Source organism: Streptomyces tendae (assembly GCF_014650435.1).
Classification (GTDB): domain Bacteria; phylum Actinomycetota; class Actinomycetes; order Streptomycetales; family Streptomycetaceae; genus Streptomyces; species Streptomyces tendae.
Window position 1 is genome coordinate 1 of sequence record NZ_BMUY01000007.1, and the last position, 26,921, is coordinate 26,921.

General features: G+C 72.4%; 27 protein-coding genes. 17 read left to right on the top strand and 10 right to left on the bottom strand.

Features of this window, described 5'->3' with window-relative positions; translation table 11 throughout:
• Positions 1–273 (bottom strand): glycerophosphodiester phosphodiesterase (locus IE258_RS19125; protein ID WP_268256332.1); only part of this gene is annotated, 273 nt, incomplete at its 3' end.
• Between the two features lie 170 nt (positions 274–443).
• The gene (locus tag IE258_RS19130; protein WP_159330721.1) at positions 444–647 is read right to left on the bottom strand and encodes a hypothetical protein; all 204 of its coding nucleotides are present in this window, start codon (positions 645–647) and stop codon (positions 444–446) included.
• Between the two features lie 293 nt (positions 648–940).
• Here IE258_RS19130 and IE258_RS19135 point away from each other — a divergent pair, with 293 nt between their 5' ends.
• Positions 941–1,903 (top strand): zinc-binding dehydrogenase, encoded by a 963-nt coding sequence (locus IE258_RS19135; protein ID WP_189745074.1) that lies wholly within the window; start codon positions 941–943, stop codon positions 1,901–1,903.
• 50 nt (positions 1,904–1,953) lie between these two features.
• Here IE258_RS19135 and IE258_RS19140 read toward each other — a convergent pair whose 3' ends face one another.
• Positions 1,954–2,796, bottom strand: coding sequence for a class I SAM-dependent methyltransferase (locus IE258_RS19140; RefSeq protein WP_189745076.1), 843 nt, complete (start codon positions 2,794–2,796; stop codon positions 1,954–1,956).
• Positions 2,797–2,841: 45 nt separating this feature from the next.
• On the opposite strand from IE258_RS19140, the gene IE258_RS19145 reads away from it, so the two are divergent.
• On the top strand, positions 2,842–3,237 hold the full coding sequence (locus tag IE258_RS19145; protein ID WP_189745078.1) for a YunG family protein: 396 nt from the start codon (positions 2,842–2,844) through the stop codon (positions 3,235–3,237).
• 72 nt (positions 3,238–3,309) lie between these two features.
• On the opposite strand, the gene IE258_RS19150 is transcribed toward IE258_RS19145, so the two are convergent.
• A complete protein-coding gene (locus IE258_RS19150; protein WP_189745080.1) occupies positions 3,310–4,323 on the bottom strand; it encodes a LacI family DNA-binding transcriptional regulator in 1,014 nt (337 codons plus the stop codon).
• Between the two features lie 327 nt (positions 4,324–4,650).
• Here IE258_RS19150 and IE258_RS19155 point away from each other — a divergent pair, with 327 nt between their 5' ends.
• The 4 genes from IE258_RS19155 to IE258_RS19170 all read left to right on the top strand — a co-directional run bounded on the left by IE258_RS19155 (position 4,651) and on the right by IE258_RS19170 (position 9,493).
• On the top strand, positions 4,651–5,961 hold the full coding sequence (locus IE258_RS19155; RefSeq protein WP_159330725.1) for an ABC transporter substrate-binding protein: 1,311 nt from the start codon (positions 4,651–4,653) through the stop codon (positions 5,959–5,961).
• A gap of 104 nt (positions 5,962–6,065) precedes the next feature.
• Entirely contained in the window at positions 6,066–7,061 is a 996-nt protein-coding gene (locus tag IE258_RS19160) for a carbohydrate ABC transporter permease (protein ID WP_127895067.1), read from the top strand.
• A gap of 22 nt (positions 7,062–7,083) precedes the next feature.
• The gene (locus IE258_RS19165) at positions 7,084–8,007 is read left to right on the top strand and encodes a carbohydrate ABC transporter permease (RefSeq protein ID WP_189745082.1); all 924 of its coding nucleotides are present in this window, start codon (positions 7,084–7,086) and stop codon (positions 8,005–8,007) included.
• 46 nt (positions 8,008–8,053) lie between these two features.
• Positions 8,054–9,493, top strand: a complete 1,440-nt coding sequence (locus IE258_RS19170) for a GH1 family beta-glucosidase (RefSeq protein WP_189745084.1) — start codon at positions 8,054–8,056, stop codon at positions 9,491–9,493.
• Positions 9,494–9,570: 77 nt separating this feature from the next.
• Here IE258_RS19170 and IE258_RS19175 read toward each other — a convergent pair whose 3' ends face one another.
• Positions 9,571–10,767: a glycoside hydrolase family 64 protein gene (locus IE258_RS19175; RefSeq protein WP_189745086.1), complete on the bottom strand. Its 1,197-nt coding sequence runs from the start codon at positions 10,765–10,767 to the stop codon at positions 9,571–9,573.
• A 217-nt stretch (positions 10,768–10,984) separates the two neighbouring features.
• Entirely contained in the window at positions 10,985–11,404 is a 420-nt protein-coding gene (locus tag IE258_RS19180) for a hypothetical protein (protein WP_229892243.1), read from the bottom strand.
• Here IE258_RS19180 and IE258_RS19185 point away from each other — a divergent pair.
• Both IE258_RS19185 and IE258_RS19190 read left to right on the top strand, forming a co-directional pair.
• Positions 11,391–12,029 carry an MBL fold metallo-hydrolase gene (locus tag IE258_RS19185; protein WP_229892245.1) on the top strand — a complete coding sequence of 213 codons (639 nt, stop codon included), beginning with the start codon at positions 11,391–11,393 and terminating at the stop codon, positions 12,027–12,029. The two genes, IE258_RS19180 and IE258_RS19185, sit on opposite strands and share 14 nt — an antisense overlap.
• Positions 12,026–12,844 (top strand): CocE/NonD family hydrolase C-terminal non-catalytic domain-containing protein, encoded by an 819-nt coding sequence (locus IE258_RS19190; RefSeq protein WP_229892247.1) that lies wholly within the window; start codon positions 12,026–12,028, stop codon positions 12,842–12,844. The genes IE258_RS19185 and IE258_RS19190 overlap by 4 nt, the downstream gene beginning before the upstream one ends.
• Here the strand turns inward: IE258_RS19190 and IE258_RS19195 are convergent.
• The 3 genes from IE258_RS19195 to IE258_RS19205 are packed head-to-tail and all read right to left on the bottom strand — an operon-like array spanning position 12,778 to position 15,210.
• The gene (locus tag IE258_RS19195) at positions 12,778–13,311 is read right to left on the bottom strand and encodes a nucleotide triphosphate diphosphatase NUDT15 (RefSeq protein WP_189745088.1); all 534 of its coding nucleotides are present in this window, start codon (positions 13,309–13,311) and stop codon (positions 12,778–12,780) included. The genes IE258_RS19190 and IE258_RS19195 overlap by 67 nt on opposite strands.
• A gap of 4 nt (positions 13,312–13,315) precedes the next feature.
• Positions 13,316–14,377 (bottom strand): serine hydrolase domain-containing protein, encoded by a 1,062-nt coding sequence (locus IE258_RS19200; protein WP_189745090.1) that lies wholly within the window; start codon positions 14,375–14,377, stop codon positions 13,316–13,318.
• Entirely contained in the window at positions 14,374–15,210 is an 837-nt protein-coding gene (locus tag IE258_RS19205) for an IclR family transcriptional regulator (RefSeq protein ID WP_189745092.1), read from the bottom strand. The genes IE258_RS19200 and IE258_RS19205 overlap by 4 nt, the downstream gene beginning before the upstream one ends.
• Positions 15,211–15,264: 54 nt before the next feature.
• Between IE258_RS19205 and IE258_RS19210 the strand changes: the two genes are divergently transcribed.
• The 5 genes from IE258_RS19210 to IE258_RS19230 are packed head-to-tail and all read left to right on the top strand — an operon-like array spanning position 15,265 to position 20,555.
• Positions 15,265–16,842 (top strand): ABC transporter substrate-binding protein, encoded by a 1,578-nt coding sequence (locus IE258_RS19210; protein WP_189745094.1) that lies wholly within the window; start codon positions 15,265–15,267, stop codon positions 16,840–16,842.
• Positions 16,839–17,831, top strand: coding sequence for an ABC transporter permease (locus tag IE258_RS19215; RefSeq protein ID WP_159330690.1), 993 nt, complete (start codon positions 16,839–16,841; stop codon positions 17,829–17,831). Before IE258_RS19210 ends, IE258_RS19215 begins: the two co-directional genes overlap by 4 nt.
• Positions 17,828–18,742 (top strand): ABC transporter permease, encoded by a 915-nt coding sequence (locus IE258_RS19220; protein ID WP_189745096.1) that lies wholly within the window; start codon positions 17,828–17,830, stop codon positions 18,740–18,742. The genes IE258_RS19215 and IE258_RS19220 overlap by 4 nt, the downstream gene beginning before the upstream one ends.
• Entirely contained in the window at positions 18,739–19,605 is an 867-nt protein-coding gene (locus IE258_RS19225; protein ID WP_189745098.1) for an ATP-binding cassette domain-containing protein, read from the top strand. The genes IE258_RS19220 and IE258_RS19225 overlap by 4 nt, the downstream gene beginning before the upstream one ends.
• Positions 19,602–20,555: an ATP-binding cassette domain-containing protein gene (locus IE258_RS19230; RefSeq protein WP_229892249.1), complete on the top strand. Its 954-nt coding sequence runs from the start codon at positions 19,602–19,604 to the stop codon at positions 20,553–20,555. The genes IE258_RS19225 and IE258_RS19230 overlap by 4 nt, the downstream gene beginning before the upstream one ends.
• 11 nt (positions 20,556–20,566) lie before the next feature.
• Here IE258_RS19230 and IE258_RS19235 read toward each other — a convergent pair whose 3' ends face one another.
• Positions 20,567–21,505: an ROK family protein gene (locus IE258_RS19235; RefSeq protein ID WP_189745750.1), complete on the bottom strand. Its 939-nt coding sequence runs from the start codon at positions 21,503–21,505 to the stop codon at positions 20,567–20,569.
• Positions 21,506–21,567: 62 nt separating this feature from the next.
• On the opposite strand from IE258_RS19235, the gene IE258_RS19240 reads away from it, so the two are divergent.
• From IE258_RS19240 to IE258_RS19255, 4 genes are all read left to right on the top strand, one after another.
• Entirely contained in the window at positions 21,568–22,344 is a 777-nt protein-coding gene (locus IE258_RS19240) for a creatininase family protein (protein ID WP_189745100.1), read from the top strand.
• Between the two features lie 23 nt (positions 22,345–22,367).
• Positions 22,368–23,495, top strand: coding sequence for a mandelate racemase/muconate lactonizing enzyme family protein (locus IE258_RS19245; RefSeq protein ID WP_189745102.1), 1,128 nt, complete (start codon positions 22,368–22,370; stop codon positions 23,493–23,495).
• A complete protein-coding gene (locus tag IE258_RS19250) occupies positions 23,492–23,899 on the top strand; it encodes a RidA family protein (RefSeq protein ID WP_189745104.1) in 408 nt (135 codons plus the stop codon). Before IE258_RS19245 ends, IE258_RS19250 begins: the two co-directional genes overlap by 4 nt.
• Positions 23,900–23,992: 93 nt before the next feature.
• A complete protein-coding gene (locus tag IE258_RS19255; protein WP_189745106.1) occupies positions 23,993–26,917 on the top strand; it encodes an FAD-binding and (Fe-S)-binding domain-containing protein in 2,925 nt (974 codons plus the stop codon).
• Positions 26,918–26,921 lie beyond the last annotated feature (4 nt).

Below are 26,921 nucleotides of genomic sequence, written 5' to 3' on the forward strand. Positions count from 1 at the left end.
GATGTCGGTGGTGCGTTGCATGGTGCAGTCGTGGAAGTTGACGAGTTTGCCGTCCTTGGTGCGTTGGACGTCGATTTCGACGTAGTCGGCGCGTTGGCGGACGGCGAGGTCGATGGCGGCGGCGGTGTTCTCGGGTGCCATGCCCGAGGAGCCGCGGTGGGCGATGACGTCGGGGCCGGTGGCGGCGTGTGCCGTCGTGGAGGTCGCGGCCAGTGCCAGACCACTGAGCACCGCCACGACCACACCGGCACGCCTCTTGCTCGCGAACTTCACTGGAGCCTCCCGCGTTTCGAATGACTTCCTGGAGGCTCCCGGACCGCGGTTACGGGAAGCCTGCCGCGGTCTGGCGGGCCCGGGAGGCGCCGGTGGAGCGGAACGCCGAACCGGTCATCGCAGGCGCAGGGGGTGATTGCGCGCAATCACCCCCTCCCGCCCCGTGCGTTTCACCTGCCGAGGAGGCCCTGGGGGAGGAGCGACTGCGGAGAGGTGGCCGGATGCCCCACCTCCAGCGATCCGAGGAGACCGTCCAGGAGCGGACCACCGGGGACACCGGCGGACGGGCCGGGCTCGGGGGCCGCCTCGGCGACGGGAGCGGAGAGCAGCAGAGCGGTGGCCATGACGGAGACACAGGCGAGCTTCTTGATCATGCCCGTCCCAACGAACGGGGACCAGGGGGGAAACGCTCGCCGGGCCCGGACTGGGCCAGTCGGGTTCACCCGGGCGCCAACCGTGGTACCGACGGCAGCGGAGCGTGCTCGGACGACGCGCGAAGCCGGCGCGCAGGCCGTCGGCGGGGAACAGCGCGCGAGGAGTGAGGCAAATGATCGGTCACCACTCTCACTTTGCCGAAGCGGACGGGGGCGTCCGTTAGCGTCCGAGGAGCACGGCCCCGGATCGCGGAGGCGCGACGGCACGGGCTTCGGCGAGCGAGGAGTGGCACATGAAGGCAGTGGTGATCCGGAGGTTCGGCGGACCCGAGGGACTGGAGGTCGTCGACCTTCCGGCCCCCACGCCCGCCGCGGGACAGGTGCTGGTCGCGACGGAGGCGATCGGCGTGAGCGGTGCCGACGTCGCCATCCGCAGCGGTGCGCTCGCCTCCTACGGCTTCCAGGAGGGCCATGTCCCCGGCGGCGAGGTGGTGGGCACCGTGACGGCGGTCGGCGAGGGCGTCGACGCCTCCTGGACCGGCCGGCGCGTGTGGGCGCAGACCGGCGTGGGAGGAGGTTGCGCCGAACAGGCGATCGCCCCTGCCGACGACATCCTCCCGCTTCCGGCGGGGTTGTCCGCCCCGGACGCGGTGACGCTCGGCAGCGCCGGGGTGGTGGCGCACTTCGGGCTCGCCCACGCCCGCTTCGCCGCCGGCGAGAACGTGCTGGTGCGGGGCGCGTCCGGCAGCATCGGCATCATGACGGTCCAGCTCGCGTCGCGTGGCGGTGCCGCGGCGGTGGCGGTCACGACGTCGTCGGCCGCGCGTGGCGAGCGCCTGCGCGCGCTCGGCGCGACCCACGTCCTGGACCGTTCCGGCGAGGGCGGCCCGGACACTCCCGGGGACTTCGACGTCATCGTGGACGTCGTCGCCGGAGCCGGACTGCCCTCCTTCTTCACCAGGCTCGCGCCGAACGGCAGGATGGTGGTCGTCGGCGCCGTGGCGGGACAGCCACCCGCGGACTTCGGCACGCACCTGATGGCGTCCTTCCAGAAGTCGATGTCGTTCGCCACCTTCAGTGCCGCCACCGTCCCGGCAGCCGACCTGCGGGCCGTGCGGGCCGAGCAGTTCGCTGCCGCGGGCCGCGGGGAGATCGAGACCGTCGTGCACGAGGTGCTGCCCCTGGAGCAGGCGGCCACGGCGCACCGGAAGATGGACGCGGGTGAGGTCTTCGGACGGATCGTGCTGAGCCCGTAGGCCCAGGGCCGTGCCGTCCCCGGCGCCCGGAGCGGCGCCGGGCCACCCGCTCAGTCCGCCCCGCGCGGCCAGACGAACACCTCGGTGCCCGGTTGGCGCTCGGAGAAGCGGCCGGACGGCGAGGCGTCCCGCAGCAGCCGGCGGAGATCCGCCTCGAAGGCGGCGAGCCGGTCGCCGAACAGGTGCGGGGCCGAGAACGACATGGAGAACACTTCGGCGACGACGTCGTCCCAGGTGCGCACCATCGCCTGCCCACCGGGCACGACATGGCGGTACGGGCCGGCGAACCCCACGCCTGCCAGTACCGCGTCCTCACCGGAGGGCGTCCCGCGCGGCAGCAGCCCCCGGCCCGCCCGGCGGACCGGGCCCAGACAGCCCCTGACGAGCCCGTCGATCGCCGCCCGCGGAACCGGCGGGTACGGCAGCCCGTCGACGGCCCGGGACTCTCCCTTGAGGTCCGAGATGTGCACCAGTGCGCCACCCGGCCGCAGCATGCCCCGGACCGTCGCCGCCACCCGCTCGCGGTCCATCCAGTGGAACGACTGGGCGAGCGTGACGACCGTGAAGCCACCGAGCCCGGCGGGGAGTTCCTCGGCCCGGGCCCGCACCCACCGCACCTTGTCCGCCACCTCCAGCTCGGCGGCCCCGCGAGCCGCCTCCGCGAGCATCCCCGGGTCCGGATCCACTCCGACCACTTCGTCGAAGAGCCCGGCCAGCCGCAGGGCGACCGTCCCCGGTCCGCAGCCCAGGTCGAGCAGCCGGCCCCGCCCGTCCAGGTCCAGCACCCCGGCGAGCAGGTCCGCCAGGCCGGGAGCGTACGGGAGCCTCCCGCGCCGGTAGAAGGCCGCGGTGCCGGAGAACAGCGTCTCGTCCCACTCCCAGCCGGCTTCCATGCCGTCCGCCACCTCCTGTCAGTGCCCGCCGACACAATGGACCGCATGAGACCCTTGCTTCTCGCCGACATCGAGTATGCCGTCCGCAGCAGCTGGAGCGCCGAGACGGCGACCCCCGAGTTCCGGCAGCAGTGGACCGAGGAAAACCCCGCCAGGGACCAGTGCGGTGTGACCGCCATGGTGCTCAACGACCTGCTGGGTGGCGAGCTGATCCGTGGAGAGGTGCACGTCGCGGGCGAGCGGGTCGACTACCACTGGTGGAACCGGCTGGGCGCGGGCCTGGAGATCGACCTCACCCGGGAGCAGTTCGGCCCGCACGAGACCGTCGTCGGCGGCACCGTCGTCCCCCGGCCGTCCGAGATACGCCGACTGCGTGCGGAGTACGAACTGCTGCGCCGACGCGTCCTGGAGCGGCTGGAGCGGCAGCGGGCCGCCTCGTGACCGGCCGATAGGGGGCCGATCGGGGCTCCGGCCGCCGGCCGCCCGGTCGCGCACCCGGCGGAGGGATCGGCGCTACGACGACTCGCGCACCACCAGCTCCGTCGGCAGCGTCAGCTGCTGCCGGGGCGCGCCGTGCTGCGTGATGTCGGTGAGGATGCGGGCCATGGTCCGGCCCAGTTCCTCCACGGGCTGACGCACCGTCGTCAGCGGCGGGTTGGTGTGGCGGGCCAGGACGGAGTCCTCGAAACCCACGACGGCGACATCCTTGGGCACCTGCCGTTTCTGCCGCCGCAGTTCGGCCAGGGCGCCGACCGCCATGAGGTCGGACGCGGCGAAGACGGCGTCCAGATCGGGGGCGCGTTCAAGAAGCAAACGCATGGCGCACGACCCGCCCTCCTCGGTGAAGTCCCCTGCCTCGACGAGCATTTCCTCCGCGGGCACCCCCGCCTCCCGGTGCGCGGCGTGCCAGCCGGCGAGCCTGCTGCGGCCGACGTCCATGTCCAGCGGCCCGGTGATGGTGGCGACCCGGCGCCGTCCGCCGCCCAGCAGATGCCGCACCGCGGCGGCCGCCCCGCCGGCGTTGTCGGAGTTGACGTAGCTCAGCCGCTCGCCCGCGTCGCGGCGGCCGGCGAGCACCGTGGGCAGGCCCATCTCCTCGAGCATGCCGGGCAGCCGGTCCTCGGAGTGCACCGAGACCAGCAGCACGCCGTCCACCCGGCGGGTCGCGACCGACTCGGTCAGCTGGTCCCGCTCGGCCTGGTCGCGGACCAGCATCAGCTGCAACTGGGTGCGGCTCTCGGCCAGGGCGCCGCTGACCCCGCGGATGAGCGCGGCGAAGAACGGCTCCGAGCCGAGCCGGCTCTCCGACTCCGGGATCACCAGGGCCACGGCGTTGGTGCGGTTGGTCACCAGGCCGCGGGCGACCGAGTTGGGAACGTAGTTCAGTTCTTTGATCGCCGCAAGCACCCTCTCCCGTGCATCGGCGCTGACCAGCTCCGAGCCGTTGACGACACGGGAGACCGTGGTGCGGCCGACGCCGGCGCGGGCGGCGACCGTTTTGATCGTTGGACGGCGGTTGCCGGTCATGAACTCCCCCCTCGGCGGCCGCGGCGGCGCTGCCTGCCGCGGAGGTGACCTGCGGCAATTCTTGCAGACACCGCCGTCGGCGCAGCACCCCCCGGCCCGCGCGGGGCGAACGCCGGGCACGGCCGTGCGCGACAAGTTGCTTTCAAGTTATTGACAGACCGGCCCCGTTCCCACGAGTCTTCGATGCGCCGGTGGGAACGTGCCCACCAAATTGGGCACGTTCCCAACTCACGTTCGAGCCGCTGTCTTTCATCGCTGTAGCCATCGCAGTAGTCATCGCAGAACTCGTCACTCCGATGTGTCAGCGCCGTCGCTAGGAGGAGATCCATGGGCACTCTCGGTTCGTTGCGCAGAAAGACGGTGGCGACGGCCGCGGCCGTCGGCGCGCTCGCGCTCGTCGTCGGCTGCAGCAGCGGTGACGACTCGGCCACCGGCGGTGGCAAGAAGGACGGCAAGGTCACCATCACCATGGGCATGTACGGGGTGATGGGCATCAAGGAGACCGGCCTTCTCGAGCAGTACGAGAAGGAGAACCCCAATGTCGACATCAAGGCCGAGATAGCCGGTGACGAGCAGACCTACTACACCGCCCTGCAGACCAGGCTCGCCGCGGGCAAGGGCCTGAAGGACATCCAGGGCATCGAGATCGGCCGGGCCAAGGAGATCACCGAGACCCAGGCGGACAAGTTCGCGGACTTCTCCGACGTGCCGGGCACCGACCACTTCCTGCCGTGGAAGGAGTCCCAGATCAGCACCAAGGACGGCAAGGTGCTGGGCCTGGGCACCGACATCGGCCCGATGGCCGTCTGCTACCGCAAGGACTACTTCGAGAAGGCGGGCCTGCCCACCGACCGCGAAGAGGTCGCCAAGCTGTGGGCGGACGACTGGAAGAAGTACGTCGAGGTCGGCCGCGACTTCAAGAAGGGCTTCAAGGGCGGTGACGTGGCCTACATGGACGCGGCCAGCGGCCTGTTCAACGCCATGGTCTACGGCTACCCCGAGCAGTACTACGACGAGAACGGCGAGCTGATCTACAACACCAACCCCGCCGTCAAGGAGGCGTGGAACCTCTCCGCCGACGCGGCGGAGGACGGGCTGACCGCCAAGCTCCGCCAGTTCCAGCCGGGTTGGGACCCGGGCCTGGCCAACGGCACCTTCGCCACCGCGGTGTGCCCGGCGTGGATGCTCAGCCACATCAGTGAGAAGGCCGGCGACGCCAACAAGGGCAAATGGGACGTGGCCAAGGCCCCCAAGGGCGCGAACTGGGGTGGTTCCTTCCTCGGCGTGGTCGAGCAGAGCCCGGTGAAGGAGGAGGCCAAGAAGCTCGTCGCCTGGCTCACCGCGCCCGAGCAGCAGGCCCACATCTTCAAGGAGATCGGGAACATCCCCTCCTCCCGTACGGCGCTGGACAGCCCCGACGTGAAGAACGCCAAGTCCGAGTACTTCAGCGGCGCCCCGATCGGCCAGATCTTCGGCGCGGCCGCCCAGGAGATCCCGGACAAGCAGGTCCTCGGCCGTAAGGACGGGACGATCAAGGACACCTTCTCCCAGGGCCTGGCCCTGATCGAGCAGGGAGACGCCACGCGCGACGAGGCGTGGAAGACCACCGGGGAGCGCATCGAGAAGGCGGTCGGCTGACCGCACGCTCCCGAGGCCGACCGGGCCCGCCCGCGTCCAGGATCAGGTCCTGGCCGGCGGGCCCGGCGCCAGGCCCACACATCCGCTCTCAGGAAGGAAGACCGGTGGCCACCTCCACCACCAAGGCGCTGACCGGGGACGAGCCTCCGCGTCCGACCCCCCGGCCGGGCGGCGAGGGCACCGCCCGGCGGCGCGGCGCGCTCTGGCACCGGCTCGACATCAAGGGCGCCCCGTACGCGTTCGTCGCGCCGTTCTTCATCATCTTCGCCGCGTTCAGCTTCTACCCCCTGATCTACACCTCGTGGATCTCCCTGCACGACGTGGAGCTGGCCACCCTCGATGTCATGGAGTGGGTGGCGTTCGACAACTACGTCGAGCTGTGGGGCGATTCGCGGTTCTGGAACGCCCTGCAGAACACGATCACCATCGGCGTCATCTCCACGGTGCCGCAGCTGATGATGGCGCTCGGCATGGCCCACCTGCTCAACTACCGGATGCGCGCCTCGCTGTTCTTCCGGGTCGCCTCCCTGGTGCCCTACGCCACCTCGGTCGCCGCGGCCGCCCTCGTCTTCACCATGATCTTCGAGCGCGACTTCGGCATGATCAACTGGGCGCTCGGCTCGGTCGGGATCGACCCGGTGGACTGGGAGGCCGACAAGTGGCCCGCCCAGGTCGCGATCTCCACCATCGTGATCTGGCGCTGGACCGGTTACAACGCGCTGCTCTACCTGGCCGCGATGCAGGCCATCCCCGCCGACCGGTACGAGGCGGCCTCCCTCGACGGCGCCTCCCGGTGGCAGCAGTTCATCCACGTCACCGTCCCCGGGATCCGCTCCACCATCGTCTTCACCATCGTGCTCTCCACGATCGGGGCCACCCAGCTCTTCGGTGAGCCGCTGATCTTCGGCCAGGGGCCCAACGGGGTCACCGGCGGCGCGGACAACCAGTACCAGACGCTGGGCCTGCTGCTGTACGAGGAGGGCTGGAAGAACTACCAGATGGGCCGCTCGGCGACCGTCGCGTGGGCGATGTTCATGCTGCTGGTCCTCGTCTTCGTCGTGCAGCGCGTCATCAAGCGCCTGCGCTCCCGCACGTCCTGACACGTCCTGACCTGGAGCCGTCATGACCACCCAAAGTCTCCCGGCCCGGACCGACGCCCCGGCCCGGACCCCCGGCGCGAAGGCGAGCGGCCGCGGCGGCCGCCGGCTGCTGCGTCAGCGCGCCGGCCGCCAGCACCACGCCGGTCCCCTCGCCTACGTACTGCTCGCCATCATGGCGATCCTGTCGATCTTCCCGCTGTACTGGACCATGGTGGCCGCGTCCACCGACAACACCCGGGTCAGCCAGACGCCGCCCCCGTTCCTGCCCGGCCCGAACCTGTTCAGCAACCTCGCCCGGGCCTGGGACGAGGCGGCGATGGGCAAGGCCATGGTCAACAGTCTCATCGTGGCCGGGGTGATCGCCCTGTCCACGGTGCTGTTCGCCACCCTCGCCGGGTTCGCCTTCGCCAAGCTGCGGTTCAAGGGACGCAACGCCCTGCTCATGCTGGTGATCGGCACCATGATGGTGCCGCCGCAGCTCGCCGTCGTACCGCTGTTCATGATGATGGCCGACCTGGGCTGGTCGCAGCAGCTGCCCGCCGTCATCTTCCCGACGCTGGTGAGCGCGGTCGGCGTGTTCTTCATGCGGCAGTACCTGACCGAGGCGCTGCCGGACGAGCTCGTCGAGGCCGGGCGCGTGGACGGGGCGCACTCGCTGCGGATCTTCTTCAGCATCGTGCTGCCCATCGCGCGGCCCGCGATGGCCGTCCTGTTCATGATCACGTTCGTGCACGCCTGGAACGACTTCTTCTGGCCGTTCGTGGTCCTCGACATGACCAACCCGACCGTCCCCGTCGCGCTCACCCAGCTCAGCGCGGGCTACGTCCGCGACCAGTCGCTCATCATGGCCGGCGCGCTGCTCGGCACGCTGCCGCTGCTGGCGATGTTCATCGTCTTCGGCCGCCAGATCGTCAGCGGCATCATGGCGGGCGCCGTCAAGGGCTGACCCACCACCTCCGCCGTACCAAGCACCCCCACCCGAAAGGACTTACGTGGTCACCGCAGCACACCAGACCGCCTCCGCCCCGGACGCCGCCCGCACCTTCCCCAAGGGCTTCCTCTGGGGTTCGGCGACCGCCTCCTACCAGATCGAGGGGGCCGCGGCGGAGGACGGCCGCACGCCGTCCATCTGGGACACCTACGCCCGTACCCCCGGCCGGGTCCGCAACGGCGACACCGGTGACGTCGCCACCGACCACTACCACCGGCGGAGCGAGGACGTCGCCCTCATGGCCGAACTCGGTCTGGGCGCCTACCGCTTCTCCCTCGCCTGGCCCCGGATCCAGCCGACCGGCCGCGGCCCTGCCGTACAGAAGGGCCTGGACTTCTACCGGCGGCTGGTGGACGAGCTGCTGGAGAAGGGCATCCAGCCCGTCGCCACCCTCTACCACTGGGACCTGCCCCAGGAGTTGGAGGACGCCGGCGGCTGGCCCGAGCGTGCCACGGCCGAACGCTTCGCCGAGTACGCGGCCCTGGCCGCCGACGCCCTGGGCGACCGGGTGAAGACCTGGACCACCCTGAACGAGCCCTGGTGCAGCGCCTTCCTCGGCTACGGCTCCGGTGTGCACGCCCCGGGCCGCACCGACCCGGTCGCCGCCCTGCGCGCCGCCCACCACCTCAACCTGGCGCACGGCCTGGCCGTCCAGGCGCTGCGCGAACGGGTCCGCGCAGACTCCCAGGTGTCCGTCACCCTCAACGTCCACCACGTCCGTCCGCTCACCGGCAGCGACGGCGACGCGGACGCGGCCCGCCGGATCGACGCGCTGGCCAACCGGGTCTTCACCGGCCCGATGCTGACCGGCGCCTACCCGGAGGACCTGCTCAAGGACACCGCCGAGCTGACCGACTGGTCCTTCGTCCGGGACGGCGACCTGCGCCAGGCCCACCAGCCGCTGGACTTCCTCGGCGTCAACTACTACACGCCCACCGTCGTCTCCGAGACCGACGGCAGCGGCGCCCACACCTCCGACGGGCACGGCAACAGTGCCCACAGCCCCTGGCCGGGAGCCGACCGGGTCGCCTTCCACCAGCCGCCCGGCGACACCACGGCCATGGGCTGGGCCGTGGACCCCACCGGCCTGTACGACCTGCTGCGCCGGCTGGCCGCCGACTTCCCGAGGCTGCCGCTGGTCATCACCGAGAACGGCGCCGCCTTCGACGACTACGCCGACCCCCAGGGTCGGGTCGAGGACCCCGCGCGGATCGCCTATGTGCGCGGCCACCTGGCCGCCGTCCACCAGGCCATCCTGGACGGCGCGGACGTACGCGGCTACTTCCTGTGGTCCCTGCTGGACAACTTCGAGTGGGCCCACGGCTACAGCAAGCGCTTCGGCGCCGTCTACGTCGACTACCCGACCGGCACCCGCATCCCCAAGGCGAGTGCCCGCTGGTACTCCGAGGTCGCCCGCACCGGCGTACTCCCCGGCGCCTGACCAGGCATCCGCCCCCGTCCTCCACCGCGCCGACGGCAGCGGCGGGGGACGGGGGCGGACACGTGCCCGCCGCCGGTTCAGTCGAGCGGGGCGAGGGTGAGCCTGGCCTCGGCCGGGTTGCCGTCGTGCACCAGCGACTCGTGGTTGCCGACGTCGTCGAAGGCGAACGCGTACGCCTTCCCGTCCGCCATGCGCTCGTGGATGATCCGGGCGTAGTGGTTGGTCACGGAGTCCCGGTAGAAGTTCGCCGCCGAGGGATCGGGCTGGTTGGGGTTGCTCAGCAGCGTGGAGCGGTTGAAGCCGGCGCACAGCGTGCGCGAGATCGGCCCGCGCACCTGGTCGTTGGGCGCGTCCAGGAGCCGGTGGCAGCCGAAGACGCTGGAGGCGTCGGGCTTCTGGAAGCTGGTGACGACCGCGCCGGAGGTGTTGGTGAAGTTCATGACGTTGCCCGAGACGCGGCCGAAGTACTTGGTGTCCGGCCGGTCCCCGAAGGGCGTGACGGTCAGCGTGGTCGTCGCGTACTTCTGCCAGACCCGGTTGATGTAGTCGTCCATGACCGACGCGGGCAGCGCGCCGGTCTCCACCCCGTACAGCGGCGCCAGCGCCCGCAGTACGGTGCCGTCGGGCCGGGTCTGGATCAGCCCGCCCCAGCCCGGCTGGGCCCGTAGCGCGTCGAACACCCCGCGGTAGCCACCGGACTTGAGCTGTCCGGCGCTGGTGACGCCGCCGTCGGCCCGCTGCACGCCGACGGAGTAGGGCGCGGAGAACATGTCGACCTGGGTGCTGTTCAGCCACAGCCCGCCGTCGTTGAGCGTGTACTCGGACCAGTTGAAGAGGATGTTGCGGTTGGGGTCGCTCGGGTTCTGGACGGCGGGCTGGACCAGGCCGCCGGTGGTCAGCCGGAAGTCGAGCTTCTGGCCGTAGGAGAAGTAGATGCGTCCCGACAGCTTCGGGATCCGGATGGTCTTGGTCTGTCCCGCGGCCGGTCCGGGGATGGACGCGTCCGGTGCGGGAGTGGGGGGATTGCCGCCGGCGGGCCAGGCGTGGAAGGTGCCGTCGGCGTCGGCCCAGCCCTGCTGGCCGGTCGTCAGCGAGGTGCCCAGGTTGTAGATGTGGACGGCGTCGCCGCGGGCGGAGTTGTTGGTGATCTTCAGGGGGATGGTGGCGGGCACCGCGGCGTCCGCGGGCGGTGCGGCACCGAACGTGAGCAGGGCGCCGGTCAGGCCTGCGGCCGCGGCCACGGCGAGCAGACGGTGTCTGAGTCGGGAGAGCACTCTCCACCTCCGTGCGAGTGTGGGGGAATTGGTCCGTACCGATTCTGAGAGCGCTCTCAGCGTTGCGCCGGGGCGCGTTCATGTCAATGCATGTGGAGCGACACGGCCAGCCCGTTCCCGTCCCGGACGCCGCGGGCGGGCACCGGTCGTGGTGACCGGTGCCCGCCCGTGCGGAGCCGCCCGAGGGCTTCCGCGGCTGCTGCGGTGCCCGCGTCGGCTACCCGGCGAGCGCCGACTCCGGGCTGCCGTCGCGGTCCGGCGGCACCGGCGCGGCACCACCGCTCGGCGCGGAACGGTGCGAGCGGATGCCGATCATGCCGAAGGCGGTCAGTGCCGCGGCGACCGCAGCCGCCACCCCGCAGACGAGGAACGCGGTGCCGAAGCCGCTGCCCAGGGCGTCCAGGGCCAGTCCGTGCGCCGCGGAGCCCGGGGCCCCGGGCGGCAGGCTGTTGACGGCGACGGGCCCGCCGGCCTCGGCGACCGCGCGGGCGGCCGCCGCCTGGCCGGCCGGCAGATCGGCGCCGGACAGGCTCACCGTGAAGTCCGACCCCGCGTTGCTCAGGGCGACCGCGCCGACGACGACCGGTCCGAGGGCGAAGCCGAGGTCGCGCAGCATGTTGGTGGTGGCGCTCGCCACCGATCCCGAGGGCGCGGCGAAGGTGACCGGCGCCGCGAACGCCGTCATCTCCGGCGAGATGGAACCCAGCCTGCTCGTCCGGGGCGGCGAGACCCTCTCCCTCGGCGGCGGTGTCACCGTCTCGGTGCACGCGATACCGGGCCACACACCCGGGTCGGTCGCCTACGTCGTGGACGGACAGTGCTCGGTGTTCGTCGGCGACTCCGTCCAGGTCCACGGCGCCGCCAACCACTTCCCCGGGTACACGGACCCGGTCGCCTACCGCGCGAGCCTCAAGCGCCTGCGCGACGAGATCCGCCCGCGCCGCCTCTACCTGGGCCACCCCTACCGCCGCGCCGACGGCACACCGTACGGCGTCGAACTGGACGAGACGCAGGCCGAGGAGGCCATCGCCCAGAGCCTCGACATCGAGGCGCGCGTCGCCTCGGCCGCCCGCGGCTGCCTGGAGGCGGGCCCGCGCGAGACGGAGTCGCCGTACTCCCCGTTCGCCCGCGTGGCCGAGGAGCTCGGCTACACCGGCGATCCCGCACTGGAGCCGTCGCCGTTCTTCACCACCATGGCCGGCTACCGCACGCACTTCGCACAGCACGTGCGGACACAGGAGCACAGGAGCCACCCCTCATGACCGACCTTCGTACGATCCGTGCGGGCGAGCAGTCCATCGCCGTCCGCAAGGATCTCCGTGTGCCGATGCGCGACGGCGTCACGCTGGCCGCCGACACCTACAGCGGCGCCGCCGACGAGCCGCGCCCCGCGCTGGTGGCCCTCAGCCCGTACGGCAAGGAACTGCAGGCCCTCGCGCAGTGGCCGCCGAAGGACGTCGAGCACCGCTCCCTCTACCTCCGTCCGCGCCGGGCGCTCTCCTTCGAGCCGGAGCTGATGGGAGCGGAGCACGCCGCCCCCGACGGCTTCTACCAGGCGCCGCTGACGGTCACCGACAAGGTGGAGATCCTCAGCTGGAGCACCGCCCCGTTCACCGAACCCACCGAGATGATCGGCCAGGGTGCCGCCCATCTCTTCGCCGAGATCGACCAGAGCGACACCAACTTCATCCTGCGCCTGTGGGACGAGGCGCCGGGCGGGAAGCGGCAGCTCATCACGACCGCCTACCTCAAGGCATCGCACCGCGAGCTGGACGAGGAGCGCACCACCGAGGGCGACCCGCACCACCCGCACACCCGGGCGGTGCCCGTGGAACCGGGGCGGATCGAGGAGTACGTGCTGCGCGTCTACCCGTTCGCGGCGACCTTCCTGCCGGGGCACCGGCTGGTCGCGGAACTCTCCAACGACGAGCCGCTCGCCGACGAGCACAACGCGCTGCTGCCGCCGGACGCCTTCCACCTGCCGGTGGGCCGCCCGGTCACGCACAAGATCTACCGCGACGCGGCGCACCCGTCCCGGCTCGTGCTGCCGTTCACGACGGGCCCGGCCACCGCGTAGCGCCGGACCCCGTCCGCGCCCCGCCGCTTCGCCCCGGGCCACAGGCAGTCCAGGACCGAGGCGGACGGCGGGAAGAGCGCGGCCGGGACCGCCTCGCGGGTGAACCACTCCCAGCGCTCGATCTTGTCGGGCTCGGTGACCCGGGGCGTCCCGGCCGCCTGCTCGGTGACGGCCGCGGCGGTCACCCGGGTCAGCCCGGCCACGCCGTCGACGAGCACGGCCAGCACCCGCACGTGGGCGGGGACCGCCACGAGCCCGGTCTCCTCCGCCAGCTCCCGGACGGCGGCCGCCTCGAAGTCCTCGCCCGCGTCGACCTTGCCGCCGGGCAGCTCCCAGCGTCCGTCGTGACCCAGCCCGAGCAGGACGCGGCCCGCGGGATCGAGGACGGCGAGGCCGACACCGGTGAGGCTCTGAGCGGCGGGGCGGGCGCGTTCGGGGCGCTCGGCGCCCGGTGCGGAGGAGTTCACCGGCTCATTCCACACCGTGGGGAGCCTCGGCGGCCACCGGGGGCATCGCGGCGGCCGCGTCGTGGAACGCCCGGCGCAGGGCGACGATCCCGTCGCCCGTCCTCGTCGGGTGCACCCGGTTGGTGAGCAGCACGGCGTACCGTCGCGTGGCCGGGTCGACCCACAGGCTGGTGCCGGTGAAGCCCGTGTGCCCGTACGAGTCCGGGCCGAACACCTCCCCGGCGGGGGAGCCGACCGGGTCGCGTCCCTGCCAGGCCAGAGCGCGCCGCAGCTCCAGGTCGTCCGTGTGGGCCGCCGTCATCAGGGCGAAGGTGTCGGGGCGCAGCAGGCCCCGGCCGCCGGCGGCGAGGGTGGCGCCCAGCCGTTCCATGTCCGCGAGCGTGGAGAACAGCCCGGCGTGGCCGCCGACCCCGCCGAGCACCACCGCGTTCTCGTCGTGGACCTCGCCCACGACCGGGCGGCCGCGCCAGGGGCAGTCCTCGGTGGCGACCGCGCGCGCCCGGCGGTCGGCGTCCGGGCAAAAGACGGTGTCGCGCAGGCCGAGCGGCGCGCACACCAGCCGCTCCACCAGCGCGTCCAGCGGCTCCCCGGCCGCCGCCTCGGCGAGCAGACCGAGGACGATGAACCCCTGCGAGGAGTACTGGACGCGGGTGCCGGGCTCCGCGGTCAACGGCAGCAGCCGCACCGCCTCCAGCAGCGCCGCACGGGTGGGGTGATCGCGGTACAGCGGGACCTGGCCGGGTATCCCCGAGGTGTGCGTGAGCAGTTGGCGCACCGTCAGCTCCGCCTTGTCGCCGCCCCGGTAGTCCGGGAGGTACGCGCCCACGGTGTCGTCGAGCCCGAGTGCGCCGCGCTCGACGAGCGCCATGACCGCGAGCCCGGCGATCGGTTTGGTCACCGAGGCGAGGTCCCACACGTCGTCGCCGTCCAGCGCCGCTCCACCCCGGCTGCGGGTGCCGGTCCAGCCCCGCTCCAGCGGCCCCGCCGGGCCCCCGACGGACCAGGCGGCGCCGGAGTAGATCCGCTGCTCCCGTCCCCCGGCGAGCAGTTCGGCCAGGGCGCTCACGCCTCCTCACCCCCGCGAGCCGTGTCCACCACGCCGAGGCCGGGCGCGGGTGCGCCGAGTCCGGCGGAGACCGTGCGCGCGGCGGCCCGCACCATCGGCCCGAACACCTCCACACTGCCGGGGTCGAGGGTGAAGGTCAGTCCGGCGATGCCGATCGCACCCACCGGCCGGCCCTCCGCGTCCAGCACCGGAGCCGCCACCGACCTGACGTCCGGCTCGTCGTACTCGTCGTCCACGGCGTAGCCGCACAGCGCCGCCCGCGCGAGCACCGCCCGCAGCGCGGCCGGGTCGGTGGGGGTGTTCGGCGTGCGCGCCTCCAGGTCCGGTGCGTCCAGGACCGCCGCGACCTCCTCGGCGGGCAGCGCGGAGAGCATGGCGAGCCCCACGCCGCAGGTGTACAGCGGCGACCGGTGGCCGGGCCGGGTGCTCATCCGGTACTCACGGGCCGGTTCCGACTGCTCCAGGTACACGGCGTCGGACGCGTGGCGCACCGCGTAGAACGCCACGTGACCGGTGCGCCGGCGCAGGTCGGCGAGGGCGGGCCCGGCCAGTTCCAGAACCCGGTTGTCGTTCAGGGCGGCCGCCGCCAGGCCCAGCAGCCGGGGCCCCGGACGGTAGCTGCCGCCCTCGGCGGGTTCGGCGAAGCCGTACTCCGCCATGGTCCGCAGATGCCGGTGGACGGTGGGCTTGGTCAGCCCCGTGCGGCGCGCGATCTCCCCCAACCGGTGGGGGCCACCGGGCTGGACGAGCGCATCGAGCACCTCCATCGCCTTGTCGACGGGGCCCTTCACGAGTTCCTGGTCGACCGACCGGGTGTTGACCGCTTTCACCATGTCGCTTAGCTTAACCCAACCGCATTCCATCTGACGGAACGGAGGTGTTGTTCAATGGAACGAATTCTTCAGGGGCGCACGATGGACCGCAGCCGTCCCAGCCGACGCCACGTTCTGCGGACCGGCGGTCTGCTGCTCGGAGCCCTCAGCGCTCCCGCGCTCCTGAGCGCGTGCGGCACGACGGCCGCCGCGGACCGGGCCGGCAACGTCCTGCGGGTCTCCCAGCCTGGCGACCCGAAGACCCTGGACCCGCAGAAGCAGGGCGACATGGTCTCCATGAACGTCCTGATCAACATGTTCGACACCCTCACCACCCGCGGCCGGGACAACCGGCTGCACCCGAGGCTCGCCCTGACCTGGAAGGCCACCGACGCGCGGACCTGGCGCTTCACCCTCCGCCCCGGTGTGACCTTCCACAACGGCGAGGTGTGCGACGCGCGGGCCGTCGCCTTCAGCATCGAGCGCCTGCTCGACCCCGCCACCAAGTCACCCATCGTCGAGCTGCGTTTCGTCAAGGGCGTCACCGTCGTCGACCGGCTCACCGTCGACTTCCACACCACCGTGCACGACCCCATCCTGCCCGCCAAACTCTCCCTGTTCGGCGGCGTCGTCGTACCGCCCCGCCACCTCGCCGAGGTGGGCGACGCGGCCTTCGCCGACCACCCCGTCGGCACCGGCCCCTTCACCTTCGAGAGCTGGCAGCGCGACCACGAACTGCGGATGCGCGCCTACGCCGACCACTGGAACGGACGCCCGGCCGTCGACGGCCTCGTCTTCAGCCCCGCCCCCAACGCCTCGTCCTCCCTGGCCGCCCTGCAGAGCGGCGGCGTCGACCTCGTCGCCGGACTCACCCCCGACGCCGCCCAGCAACTGGAGGGCTACGGCGGCGTCAGCATCGACGGCCACACCGGCATCCGCACCGCCTACCTGTCCCTGAACACCCTGGAACGCGGCCCGCTCCAGGACCGCCGGGTACGCCAGGCGCTCAACCACGCCATCGACGTGCCGCTGCTCATCAAGGCCGTGCTCGGCGGCAAGGCCACCGAGACACCCGCACTCGTCCCGCGCGGCTCCTTCGGCTTCGACCCCACCGTCAAGCCCTTCACCCGCTCCGTCGACACCGCACGGCGGCTGCTCGCCGAAGCCGGTCACCCCCACGGCTTCTCCACCACGCTCACCGCCTCCAACGTCGACGCCAACGTCGCCGAGGCCCTGTCCGGGCTCCTCGCCAGGGCCGGAGTGGACGCCCGCGTCAATCTGCTCGACCCCGGTACCTACTCCGCCCGCCTCACCTCCGACAACCGCGGTGCGCTCGGCCCCATCTACCTCGCGGCCAGCACCGTGTGGACGATGGACGGCGCGAGCATCGTCCAGTCCAACGTGCGCAGCGACCGCCGCCAGAGCCGCTGGCACTCCGCCGAGGCCGACCGCCTCATCGACGCCGAGGAACTCTCCGAGGACCCCGCGCGGCGCGAAGCGGCCTTCTCGGACCTGCAACGGCTGATGCGCCGGGAAGCACCCTTCGTCTTCCTCTACCAGATCGACAACATCTACGCCCGCAACGACCGGCCCCGCTGGACGCCGGGAGCCGCGGGGGTCCTCGCCATGGAGAGCGCGGAGGTGTCCCGATGAGCGCCCTCACCCTCGACGAACCACCCGTCCCCACGGCCGCCCCGTCGCGTCGGCCGGACCGGACGGGACTGCTCCTCGGGGTGGCCAAGCGCCTGGCCACCGCAGTGTTCGTACTGCTGTGCACGGCGACCGTCGCCTTCTTCCTCGTCCGCCTGTCCGGCGACCCGGTGAAGATCCTGCTGCCGCCGGACGCCACCGCCGAACAGGAACAGGTGCTGCGCCACTCACTGGGCCTGGACCAGTCCCTGTTCGCCCAGTACCTCGACTACCTCCGGGGACTGCTGCACCTCGACTTCGGCGACTCCCTCGTCTACGGCCAGCCCGTGAGCGAGATCCTCGCCGACCGGCTGCCGGCCACGCTCGAACTGGCCGCCGCCGCCCTCGCGGTGACCCTCGTCATCGCGATCCCGGCCGGCATCGTCGCCGCCATGCGCCGGGGCCGGGGCACCGACAACACCGTGATGACCGGCGTCCTGCTCGGCCAGTCCACCCCGCCGTTCTGGGTCGGCATCCTGCTCATCCTCGTCTTCGCCGTCTGGCTGCGCGCCCTGCCAGCCTCCGGCTACGGCACCCTCGCCAACCTGGTCCTGCCCGCCGTCACCCTCGCGGTGTACTCCGTCGCCGTCGTCGCCCGCCTGCTGCGTTCCTCGCTGATCGACGTCCTGTCCTCCGACCACATCCGCAGCGCCCGCGCCAAGGGATTCGGGCCGCTGCAGGTGGTGCTCAGGCACGGACTGCGCAACGCCTCGCTGCCGGTGGTGACCGTCGTCGGCCTGGAGGTCGGCAACCTGCTCGGCGGTGCCATCCTCACCGAACGGGTCTTCTCCTGGCCCGGGGTGGGCCAGCTGACCGTCGAGGCGATCTCCAACCGCGACTTCCCGCTCGTCCAGGCCACCGTCCTGTTCTTCGCCGCCACCTTCGTCGTGGTGAACCTGCTCGTCGACCTCTCCTACAGCTTCCTCGACCCGAGGGTGAGGACGTCCCGATGACCGTCATGTCACCGGCCGCGACCGACGCGGGCCCGCAGCCCAAGCCGTCCGGCGGCTCCGGCTCCGTCGTCCTGCGCGGCCTGCTGCGCAACAAGCTCGCCGCAGTGGCCCTCGCCGTGCTCGTACTGCTGCTGGTCGCCGCGGTGTTCGCGCCCCTGCTCGCTCCCTACGACCCCAACACCCAGAACCTCCTGCTGCGACTGCGGCCGCCCGCCTGGCAGGACGGCGGCAGCGGCGCCCACCTCCTCGGCACTGACCAGCTCGGCCGCGACATGCTCTCGCGCGTCGTCTACGGCACCCGGGTCTCCCTGCTCGTCGGCGCCGGCGCCGCGCTGCTGGCCGGCGTCATCGGCACCGTCGTGGGCCTCGCCTCCGGATACTTCGGCGGCTGGGCCGACCGCACCCTCATGCGGCTCGCCGACGTCCAACTCGCCTTCCCCTCGCTGCTGCTGGCCCTCGCCGTCGTCGGCTTCCTCGGCTCCGGCCTGTGGGTCGTGATCGTGGTGCTCGGCTTCACCGGCTGGGTCTCCTACGCCCGCGTCGTGCGCTCCGAGGTGATGTCGCTGCGCACCCGGGACTTCGTCACCGAAGCCCGCGCGATCGGCGTCACCGACGTCACCATCATGCGCCGCCACCTGCTGCCCAACGTGATGGCGCCGCTGGCCACCATCGGCACCCTGCACGTGGCCGCCGCCATCGTCGCCGAGGCATCCCTCAGCTACCTCGGCCTGGGCGTCCCCAAGGAGACGGTCACCTGGGGCGGCATGCTCTCCGACGGCCAGCTCTACCTGGGAACCTCCTGGTGGGTCGCCGTCTTCCCCGGCATCGCGCTGATGCTGACCTCCCTCGCCATCAACATCACCGGCGACGCCCTGCGGGACGTCGCGGACCCGAAGGCATACCGCCGATGAGCAACGACCGACCGACCACCGGCCCCGACCGACCGACGGCCGACACGCCTCCGCGGCCCGCCGACCGGCAACCGCTCCTCGAGATCGACGGCCTCAGCGTCGACTTCCGCCTGGCGGACTCCGTCGTCCACGCCGTCCAGGACGTCTCCCTCCACGTCCGGGCCGGCGAGACCCTCGCCGTGGTGGGGGAGTCCGGCAGCGGCAAGAGCGCCACCGCGCTGTCCGTGCTCCGCCTCAACCCGAGCCCGCCGTGCGTCTACGCGAGCGGCGAGATCCGCTTCGACGGACGCGACCTGCTGCGCCTGTCCGAGAAGGAACTCGGCCGGGTCCGGGGCCGCGACATCGCCATGGTCTTCCAGGACCCGATGACCTGCCTCGACCCGCTCCAGCGCGTCGGCGCCCAGGTGGCCGAGGTGCTCAGGCACCACACCGGCATGTCCCGCGCCGAGGCCAAGGAGGCCGCGCTGGCGGCCCTCGACGAGGTCGGCATCCCCGACCCGGCCCTGCGCTACCGCCAGTACCCGCACGAACTCTCCGGCGGCCTGCGCCAGCGCGTGATGATCGCGACGGCCCTGGTGGCCCGGCCCCGCGTCCTCATCGCCGACGAGCCGACCACCGCCCTGGACGTCACCGTGCAGCGCCAGATCCTCGACCTGCTGGTCACCCTCCAGCACAAGCACGACATGGCCGTCGTGCTGATCACCCACGACCTCGCGGTCGTCGCGGAGACCGCCGACCGCGTCGTGGTCATGAACAAGGGCAAGGTCGTCGAGACCGGCGACGTCCTCGACGTGTTCGACCGCCCGGCCGACCCCTACACCCGCAAGCTGCTGGCGGCCACCCCGCGACTGGAGGCGGCATGAGCACCGACGCGACCGACACCACCCCCGCCACCACGCCCACGCCCACGCACGCCGGGCCCCTCCTCGAACTGGACGGCCTGCGCAAGGAGTTCGGCGGGCGGCGCCCGAACGTCGCCGTCGACGACGTGTCGCTCGACGTCCACGAGGGCGAGACCCTGGCCCTGGTCGGCGAGTCCGGCTGTGGCAAGACCACCCTCACCCGGCTGCTCCTCGGACTCCTCGAACCCACCGCCGGCAGCGTGCGCTTCGACGGACGTGACCTCGCCGCCCTCACCGCGTCCGAACTGCGCGGCGTACGACGGCAGATGCAGGTAGTCCTCCAGGACCCCTACTCCAGCATGAACCCGCGCATGCGCATCACCGACATCGTCGCCGAACCCCTGGTCACCCACGACCCCGAGGCCCGCGGACGGCGCGCACGAGCCCGCAACCGGGAACGGGTCGGGGAACTCCTCGAAGCGGTCGGCCTGGACGCCGGCATCCAGGACCGCTACCCGCACGAGTTCTCCGGCGGCCAGCGCCAGCGCGTCTCCATCGCCCGGGCCCTGGCGCTCCACCCCCGGCTGCTGGTGCTCGACGAGCCGACCAGCGCCCTGGACGTCTCCGTGCAGGCGACCGTCCTCGACCTCCTGGCGGACCTGCAACGGCGGCTGGGCCTCACCTACGTCTTCGTCTCGCACAACCTCGCCGTGGTGGCGCAGGTGGCCGACCGGGTCGCCGTGATGAGCCGCGGGAGGCTGGTCGAGGTCGGTGAGGCGGCGTCGGTCCTGCGCACCCCACGGCACCCCTACACCCGACAGCTGCTCGACGCCGTACCGGTCCTCGACCCGCGCCGGGGCCGCCGGGCCGCGGCACGCACGTCCGCCCAGACGGACGCCCCGACGGACGCCCCGGCGGGCGAAGCGGCGGGCGAACCGACGGCCGAACCCACGGACGAAGCGGGCCGATGAACCGCCCCACGCTAGAGGTGCGACAGCACCAGACCCGCCCCGCCGAGCAGCGCCACGTCGTCGACCGCGGCGGCGCCGACCAGCACCCGTGGCTGCTCGGCCCCCGCGAAGGCGACCGCGTCCCGCAGCCGCTCCTCCACCACGGTGCGGAAGCGCTCACCGCCGTCACGCGCCTCACCGTGCAGGATGAACAGGCCCGGGGCGAAGAGCTGCTGCACGTTCACCAGCCCCAGGGCGAGGTTGTGCGCGTACTCCTCCACCACCCGCCCGGCGAGCGCGTCCCCACTGCCGACCAGCTCGGCCAGCGACACCGCAGCCCCGAGCCCCGCGGCACGCGCCCGGGACCGCAGCCAGCCGGTCGTGGCCAGGGTCTTCCAGCAGCCCCGGTTCCCGCACGTGCAGCGCTCGCCGCTGGCCGACACGGTCATGTGCGCGCCGCTGCGGCCGCCGGGCGGCGCCATCACCTCACCGTCGTAGAGGACACCCACTCCGAGCACCTCGCCGGTCGAGACCGAGGCGAAGGTGCGCCGCCCGCGGCCCGCGCCGAACCAGCGGTCGCCCAGCACCTGCAGCCGCGCCCGGTGCTCCAGGTGCACCCCGGCCCCGGTGAGGGCGCCCAGCCGCTCCGTCACCGGGTAGCCGTGCAGCGCCGGTACGTCGTTGACCTCGAGGATCAGTCCGGTGAGGGGGTCCACGAGGCCCGCGGCGGCCACCCCGATCCCCTGGACCTCCCCGTCGGCGAAGACCCCGGCCACCCCGGCCAGCGCCGCGTCGATGTCCGCGGGGGTCGCGGTGGCCGCGTCGTACGAGGACTCGGTGCGGTCGAGCACCTGCCCGGCCATGGACAGCACGGCCGCCCTGACCCGGCCGGGGACCAGCTCGACGGCCCCCAGCCGCCGCGGTGCCGCGGGAGCGAGCGGTTGCTCCGCGGCATCCGGGACCAGTCGCAACGGAGAACTTTTGTGGACCATGCGCCGACTCTGCCACGGCCCCGTTTCGGAGAGGTAGCACCGTGAGCCAATCGAGACTGACCGAACTCACCTGGCGGGAGGTCCGCCGGGCCGGCGAGCAGGGCATCGCAGTGCTGCCCATCGGCTCGCAGGAGCAGCACGCCGGGCACCTGCCGATGGGCACCGACACGCTCCTGGTGGAGGAGGTCCTGGACCGGGCGCTGGCCGTGCTCGGCCAAGAGCCCTCCGCACCCGAGGTCGTGCGGCTGCCCGCCCTGCCTTTCGGACACAGCCCGCACCACCTGTTCGCGGCGGCCGTCTCCCTCTCCGCCGCGACCCTGGGCGCCGTACTCGACGACGTCCTCGACTCGCTCGTGACCAGCGGGTACCGCCGCGTCATGGTCGTCAACGGGCACGGCGGCAACGACGAGATCATGCGGCTCGCCGTGAAGCGGTTCGCGCTGCGTGCCCGGGTCACGGTCGCCGCCTGCTCCTACTGGACAGTCACGGCCGACGAGGACGAGGACGAGGGCGAGGCCGGACGGCCGGACGTCACCCCGGGACACGCCGGATGGTTCGAGACGTCCCTCATGCTGGCGGCCCGTCCCGAGCTGGTGCGCACCCCCGTGCCCGCCCGCACCCCCGTCGAACCGCCCCCGCTGTTCGACCACCCGCCCCACCCCGGCCTGACCGTCGAACGCCACGGCGAGTGGGAGCGGGTCGACGGCTCCACCGACGACGCCTCCGGTGCCGACGCCGACCGGGGCGGCCGGCTCCTGGACGACCGGGTGCGAGGACTGGCCCGCGCCATCCGGGCCTTCGACGCGGCGAGCCGGTGACCCCCCTGATGCGAGGAGAAGAAATGAAGATCACCGACGTCGACGTGTGGGTCGTCAACCTCCCACTCGTCAATCCCTTCACCAGTTCCTTCGAGACCAAGACCGGGGAGACCCGCACCGTCGTCCGGGTGCGCACCGACTTGGGCGTCGAGGGCTGGGGCGAGACGATGTGGGGAGCGCCGGTCGCCGCGATCGTGCGCCAGATGGTGCCGGACCTGATCGGGACCAGCCCGTTCGCGCTGGAGGGCTTCCACCGCAAGCAGCACATGGTGCCCTTCTTCTACGGCTACCTCGGCTACGCGGCGATCGCCGCCGTCGACGTCGCCTGCTGGGACGCGATGGGCAAGGCCACCGGCCAGTCCGTCACCGACCTGCTGGGCGGCGCCGTCCGCGACGAGGTCCCGATCACCGCGCTGATCACCCGCGCCGACGCGCCGGGAGCGACGCCGGCCGACCTGCCGAAGGCCATGGCCGAGCACGCGGTGTGGGTCGTCGAGGAGGGTGGCTTCGACGCCGTCAAGCTCAAGGGCACCAAGGACTGCGCGGGCGACGTCGCCATCCTGCGCGCGGTCCGCGAGGCGCTGCCCGGCGTGAACCTGCGCGTCGACCCGAACGCGGCCTGGTCCGTCCCCGACTCGGTCCGGGCCGGCATCGCCCTGGAGGAACTCGACCTGGAGTACCTGGAGGACCCCTGCGTCGGCATCGAGGGCATGGCCCAGGTGAAGGCGAAGGTCCGCATCCCGCTGTGCACCAACATGTGCGTCGTGCGCTTCGAGGACTTCGCCCCAGCCATGCGGCTGAACGCGGTCGACGTCATCCACGGCGACGTCTACAAGTGGGGCGGCATCGCCGCGACCAAGGCGCTCGCCGCGCACTGCGAGACCTTCGGCCTGGGCATGAACCTGCACAGCGGCGGCGAACTCGGCATCGCCACGGCCGCGCACCTCGCCGTCGTGTCGAGCACCCCCGTCCTCTCCCGGGCCATCGACAGCATGTACTACCTGCACGCGGACGACATCATCGAGCCGCTGCACCTGGAGAGCGGCCGGCTGCGGGTGCCGTCGGGACCGGGCCTGGGCGTGAGCGTGGACGAGGACAAGCTCCGCCACTACGCGGGCGTCAACGAGCGGGACGGTGACCTGACCGGATGAGCGAGCCGACCGGCAAGCAGGCCGTGCGCACGTCCGGGGCTCCCCGTCCCGCGGGCGCCTACTCCCAGGGGGTGGTGGCCGGCGGGCTCCTGTTCACGGCCGGATTCGGGCCCCAGGACCCCGTCACCGGCGCCGTGCCGGAGGGCGTCGCGGCGCAGACGGCGCAGGTGCTGCGCAACGTCGACGCGGTCCTCGCCGCGCGGGGCCTGACCCTGCGGGACGTCGTGAAGGTCACGGCACACCTGCAACACCTCAAGCGGGACTTCGCCGCGTACGACGAGGCGTACCGCGCCTTCTTCGAGGAACCCTGCCCGGTGCGCACCACGGTCGGGTCGGACCTGATGGACATCCTCGTCGAGATCGACGTGGTGGCCCTCCTGCCCGGCCCGGACCCGGCCGGGTGACCCTTTCCGGGCTCGTCGGCCCCGCCCGGGCCGGCGAGCCCGGCAGTCGTACGCTGATCAGCACCGATCGAGACCGTGTGGGAGTCGAACGTCATGCCCCTCCTGGAGCCCAAGCCGGAGAGCCTCCGCCCCGGCACGGCCCGCGTCGCGTCCGCCGACCGGGTGCCCGACGGGGGTGCCACGGGCACCCCCGAGCCGCTGCGCGCCGGCCTGACCGCGCTGCTGGGCCGGGACAAGGTCCGGTGGAAGATCTCCGACCTCGTGAAGTACGCCTCCGACGCCAGCCCCTACCGGTTCGTGCCGCAGGTCGTCGTACTCCCCGAGACCGTCGAGGACGTGGCCGCGGTGCTGGCGTACGCGCGCGACCACGGCCGTCAGGTCGTCTTCCGCGCGGCCGGCACCAGCCTGAACGGCCAGGCACAGGGTGAGGACATCCTCGTCGACGTGCGCCGTCACTTCACCGGCATCGAGGTCCTGGACGACGGCGCTCGGGCCCGCGTCCGCCCCGGCACCACGGTCGTGCGGGCCAACGCGACCCTCGCCCGGTACGGCAGGATCCTGGGGCCCGACCCGGCCAGCGCCATCGCCTGCACGGTCGGCGGGGTGGTCGCCAACAACGCCTCCGGCATGACCGCGGGCACCACCCGCAACTCGTACCGCACCCTCGCCTCACTGACCTTCGTACTGCCGAGCGGCACCGTCGTCGACACCGCCGACCCGCACGCGGACGAGACACTGGCGCGGGCCGAGCCGGAGCTGTGCGCGGGGCTGCTGGCGCTCAAGGCCGAGATCGAGTCGGACCCGGAGCTCGTCGCCCGCGTCCGCGCCAAGTACGAGATCAAGAACACCAACGGCTACCGGCTGGACGCCTTCCTGGACGGCGCCACGCCCGTCGAGATCCTGCGCGGGCTCATGGTCGGCTCCGAGGGCACCTTCGGCTTCATCTCCGACGTCGTCTTCGACACCCTGCCGCTGGACCGCCGGGTCTCCAGCGGCCTGCTCTTCTTCCCCTCGCTGACCGCCGCCGCGGCGGCCGTCCCCCTGTTCAACGAGGCCGGGGCGATCGCCGTCGAGCTGATGGACGGCAACACGCTGCGCGCCTCGGTGAGCGTGCGGGGCGTACCGGCCGACTGGGCCGGTCTGCCGCGGGAGACGGCGGCGCTGCTGGTGGAGTTCCGGGCCCCCGACGAGACGGGGCAGGCAGCCTTCGAGCGAGCGGCGGCCCGGGTCGTGGAACGCCTCGAACTGGTCGCGCCGGTCGACTCGGTGACCAACGAGTTCACCCGCGACGCCAAGGTGATCTCCGGCTACTGGAAGGCCCGCAAGGCATTCGTCACGGCGGTCGGCGGCTCCCGCCCGGCGGGCACCACCCTGATCACGGAGGACTTCGCGGTCCCGCCGTCCCGACTGGCCGACGCCTGCGAGGAACTGCTCGGGCTCCAGGCGGAGCACGGCTTCGACGCCGCAGTCGCCGGTCACGCCGCCCACGGCAACCTGCACTTCCTGCTCGCATTCGACGCGTCGAAGCCCTCCGACGTCGACCGGTACGCCGCGTTCATGGACGACTTCTGCCGGATGACCGTGGAACGGTTCGACGGGTCGCTGAAGGCGGAGCACGCCACCGGACGCAACATCGCCCCGTTCCTGGAGCTGGAATGGGAGCCCAGGGCGACCGAGTTGATGTGGCGCGTCAAACGGGTCATCGACCCCGAGGGTGTACTGGCGCCCCGGGTCGTGCTCGACCGCGATCCGAAGGCCCATCTGCGCGGACTGAAGACGATCCCCGGGATCGAGCCGGTCGCCGATCCCTGCATCGAGTGCGGCTTCTGCGAACCCACCTGCCCCAGCCACGACCTGACCACCACCCCGCGCCAACGCATCGTGCTGCGCAGGGAGATGCTTCGGCAGCCGGACGGATCACCCGTGGAGGAACAACTCCTCGCCTCCTACGGCTACGACGCCGTCGACACCTGCGCGGGCGACTCCACCTGCGCGATCGCCTGCCCGGTCGGCATCGACACCGGTGCCATGATGAAGGACTTCCGCCACCGGAGGCACTCGCCGCGCGAGGAGCGGATCGCCGCACTCACCGCCAAGCGGTTCAGGACCGTCGAGGCGTCGGCCCGCCTCGCGGTCGGCGCGGCCGAGAAGATCGGCGACCGGCTGCTGGAGGCCGCAACCGGCCTCGCCCGCAAGGCCGTACGCCCCGATCTGGTGCCCGAGTGGCTGCCGGAGATCCCGGGCGCCGCCGCCCGCACCGCGCCGCCCACCTCCCGGGCGGGAGCGAGCGCCGTCTACTACCCGGCCTGCGTCAACCGGATCTTCGGCGGACCCGAGGACGACGGCACTGCCTCGCTGCAGCAGGCCGTGGTCGACGTCTCGGCCCGGGCCGGCCGGCCGGTGTGGATCCCCGACGACGTCGCGGGGACCTGCTGCTCGACGATCTGGCACTCCAAGGGGTACGCGGACGCCAACTCCGTGATGGCCAACCGCGTCGTCGAGGCCGCCTGGGCCTGGACCGACGGCGGGCGCATCCCGCTCGTCGTGGACGCCTCGTCCTGCACGCTCGGCATCCGGCACGAGGTCGTTCCCTACCTCACCCACGCCAACCGGGAACTGCACGGGCGCCTGGAGGTGATCGACTCCGTCGTGTGGGCCGCCGAGGAACTGCTGCCGCGGCTGACGATCCGCCGTACGACCGGCTCGGCGGTGCTGCACCCGACCTGCTCGATGCAGCACCTCGGAGACGTGGACCAGTTGCGCGCGGTCGCCGACGCGGTCGCAGACGAGGTCGTCGTCCCCGACGACGCCGGATGCTGCGCCTTCGCCGGGGACCGCGGCATGCTGCACAAGGAGCTGACGGCCTCGGCGACGGCGAAGGAGGCCGCCGAGGTGACCTCACGCCCCTACGACGCCCACCTGTCCGCCAACCGCATGTGCGAGATCGGCATGGACCGCGCGACCGGCCGCGCGTACTACTCGGTCCTCGTCGAACTGGACCGGGCCACCCGTCCTTGAGTCG

Bases quoted from the DNA above. Each gene is read 5' to 3' on its own strand.
- IE258_RS19130 (WP_159330721.1), bottom strand. From the start codon at position 647: ATGATCAAGAAGCTCGCCTGTGTCTCCGTCATGGCCACCGCTCTGCTG.
- IE258_RS19135 (WP_189745074.1), top strand. From the start codon at position 941: ATGAAGGCAGTGGTGATCCGGAGGTTCGGCGGACCCGAGGGACTGGAG.
- IE258_RS19140 (WP_189745076.1), bottom strand. From the start codon at position 2,796: ATGGAAGCCGGCTGGGAGTGGGACGAGACGCTGTTCTCCGGCACCGCG.
- IE258_RS19145 (WP_189745078.1), top strand. From the start codon at position 2,842: ATGAGACCCTTGCTTCTCGCCGACATCGAGTATGCCGTCCGCAGCAGC.
- IE258_RS19150 (WP_189745080.1), bottom strand. From the start codon at position 4,323: ATGACCGGCAACCGCCGTCCAACGATCAAAACGGTCGCCGCCCGCGCC.
- IE258_RS19155 (WP_159330725.1), top strand. From the start codon at position 4,651: ATGGGCACTCTCGGTTCGTTGCGCAGAAAGACGGTGGCGACGGCCGCG.
- IE258_RS19165 (WP_189745082.1), top strand. From the start codon at position 7,084: ATGACCACCCAAAGTCTCCCGGCCCGGACCGACGCCCCGGCCCGGACC.
- IE258_RS19190 (WP_229892247.1), top strand. From the start codon at position 12,026: ATGACCGACCTTCGTACGATCCGTGCGGGCGAGCAGTCCATCGCCGTC.
- IE258_RS19205 (WP_189745092.1), bottom strand. From the start codon at position 15,210: ATGGTGAAAGCGGTCAACACCCGGTCGGTCGACCAGGAACTCGTGAAG.
- IE258_RS19210 (WP_189745094.1), top strand. From the start codon at position 15,265: ATGGAACGAATTCTTCAGGGGCGCACGATGGACCGCAGCCGTCCCAGC.
- IE258_RS19215 (WP_159330690.1), top strand. From the start codon at position 16,839: ATGAGCGCCCTCACCCTCGACGAACCACCCGTCCCCACGGCCGCCCCG.
- IE258_RS19220 (WP_189745096.1), top strand. From the start codon at position 17,828: ATGACCGTCATGTCACCGGCCGCGACCGACGCGGGCCCGCAGCCCAAG.
- IE258_RS19225 (WP_189745098.1), top strand. From the start codon at position 18,739: ATGAGCAACGACCGACCGACCACCGGCCCCGACCGACCGACGGCCGAC.
- IE258_RS19230 (WP_229892249.1), top strand. From the start codon at position 19,602: ATGAGCACCGACGCGACCGACACCACCCCCGCCACCACGCCCACGCCC.
- IE258_RS19245 (WP_189745102.1), top strand. From the start codon at position 22,368: ATGAAGATCACCGACGTCGACGTGTGGGTCGTCAACCTCCCACTCGTC.
- IE258_RS19250 (WP_189745104.1), top strand. From the start codon at position 23,492: ATGAGCGAGCCGACCGGCAAGCAGGCCGTGCGCACGTCCGGGGCTCCC.
- IE258_RS19255 (WP_189745106.1), top strand. From the start codon at position 23,993: ATGCCCCTCCTGGAGCCCAAGCCGGAGAGCCTCCGCCCCGGCACGGCC.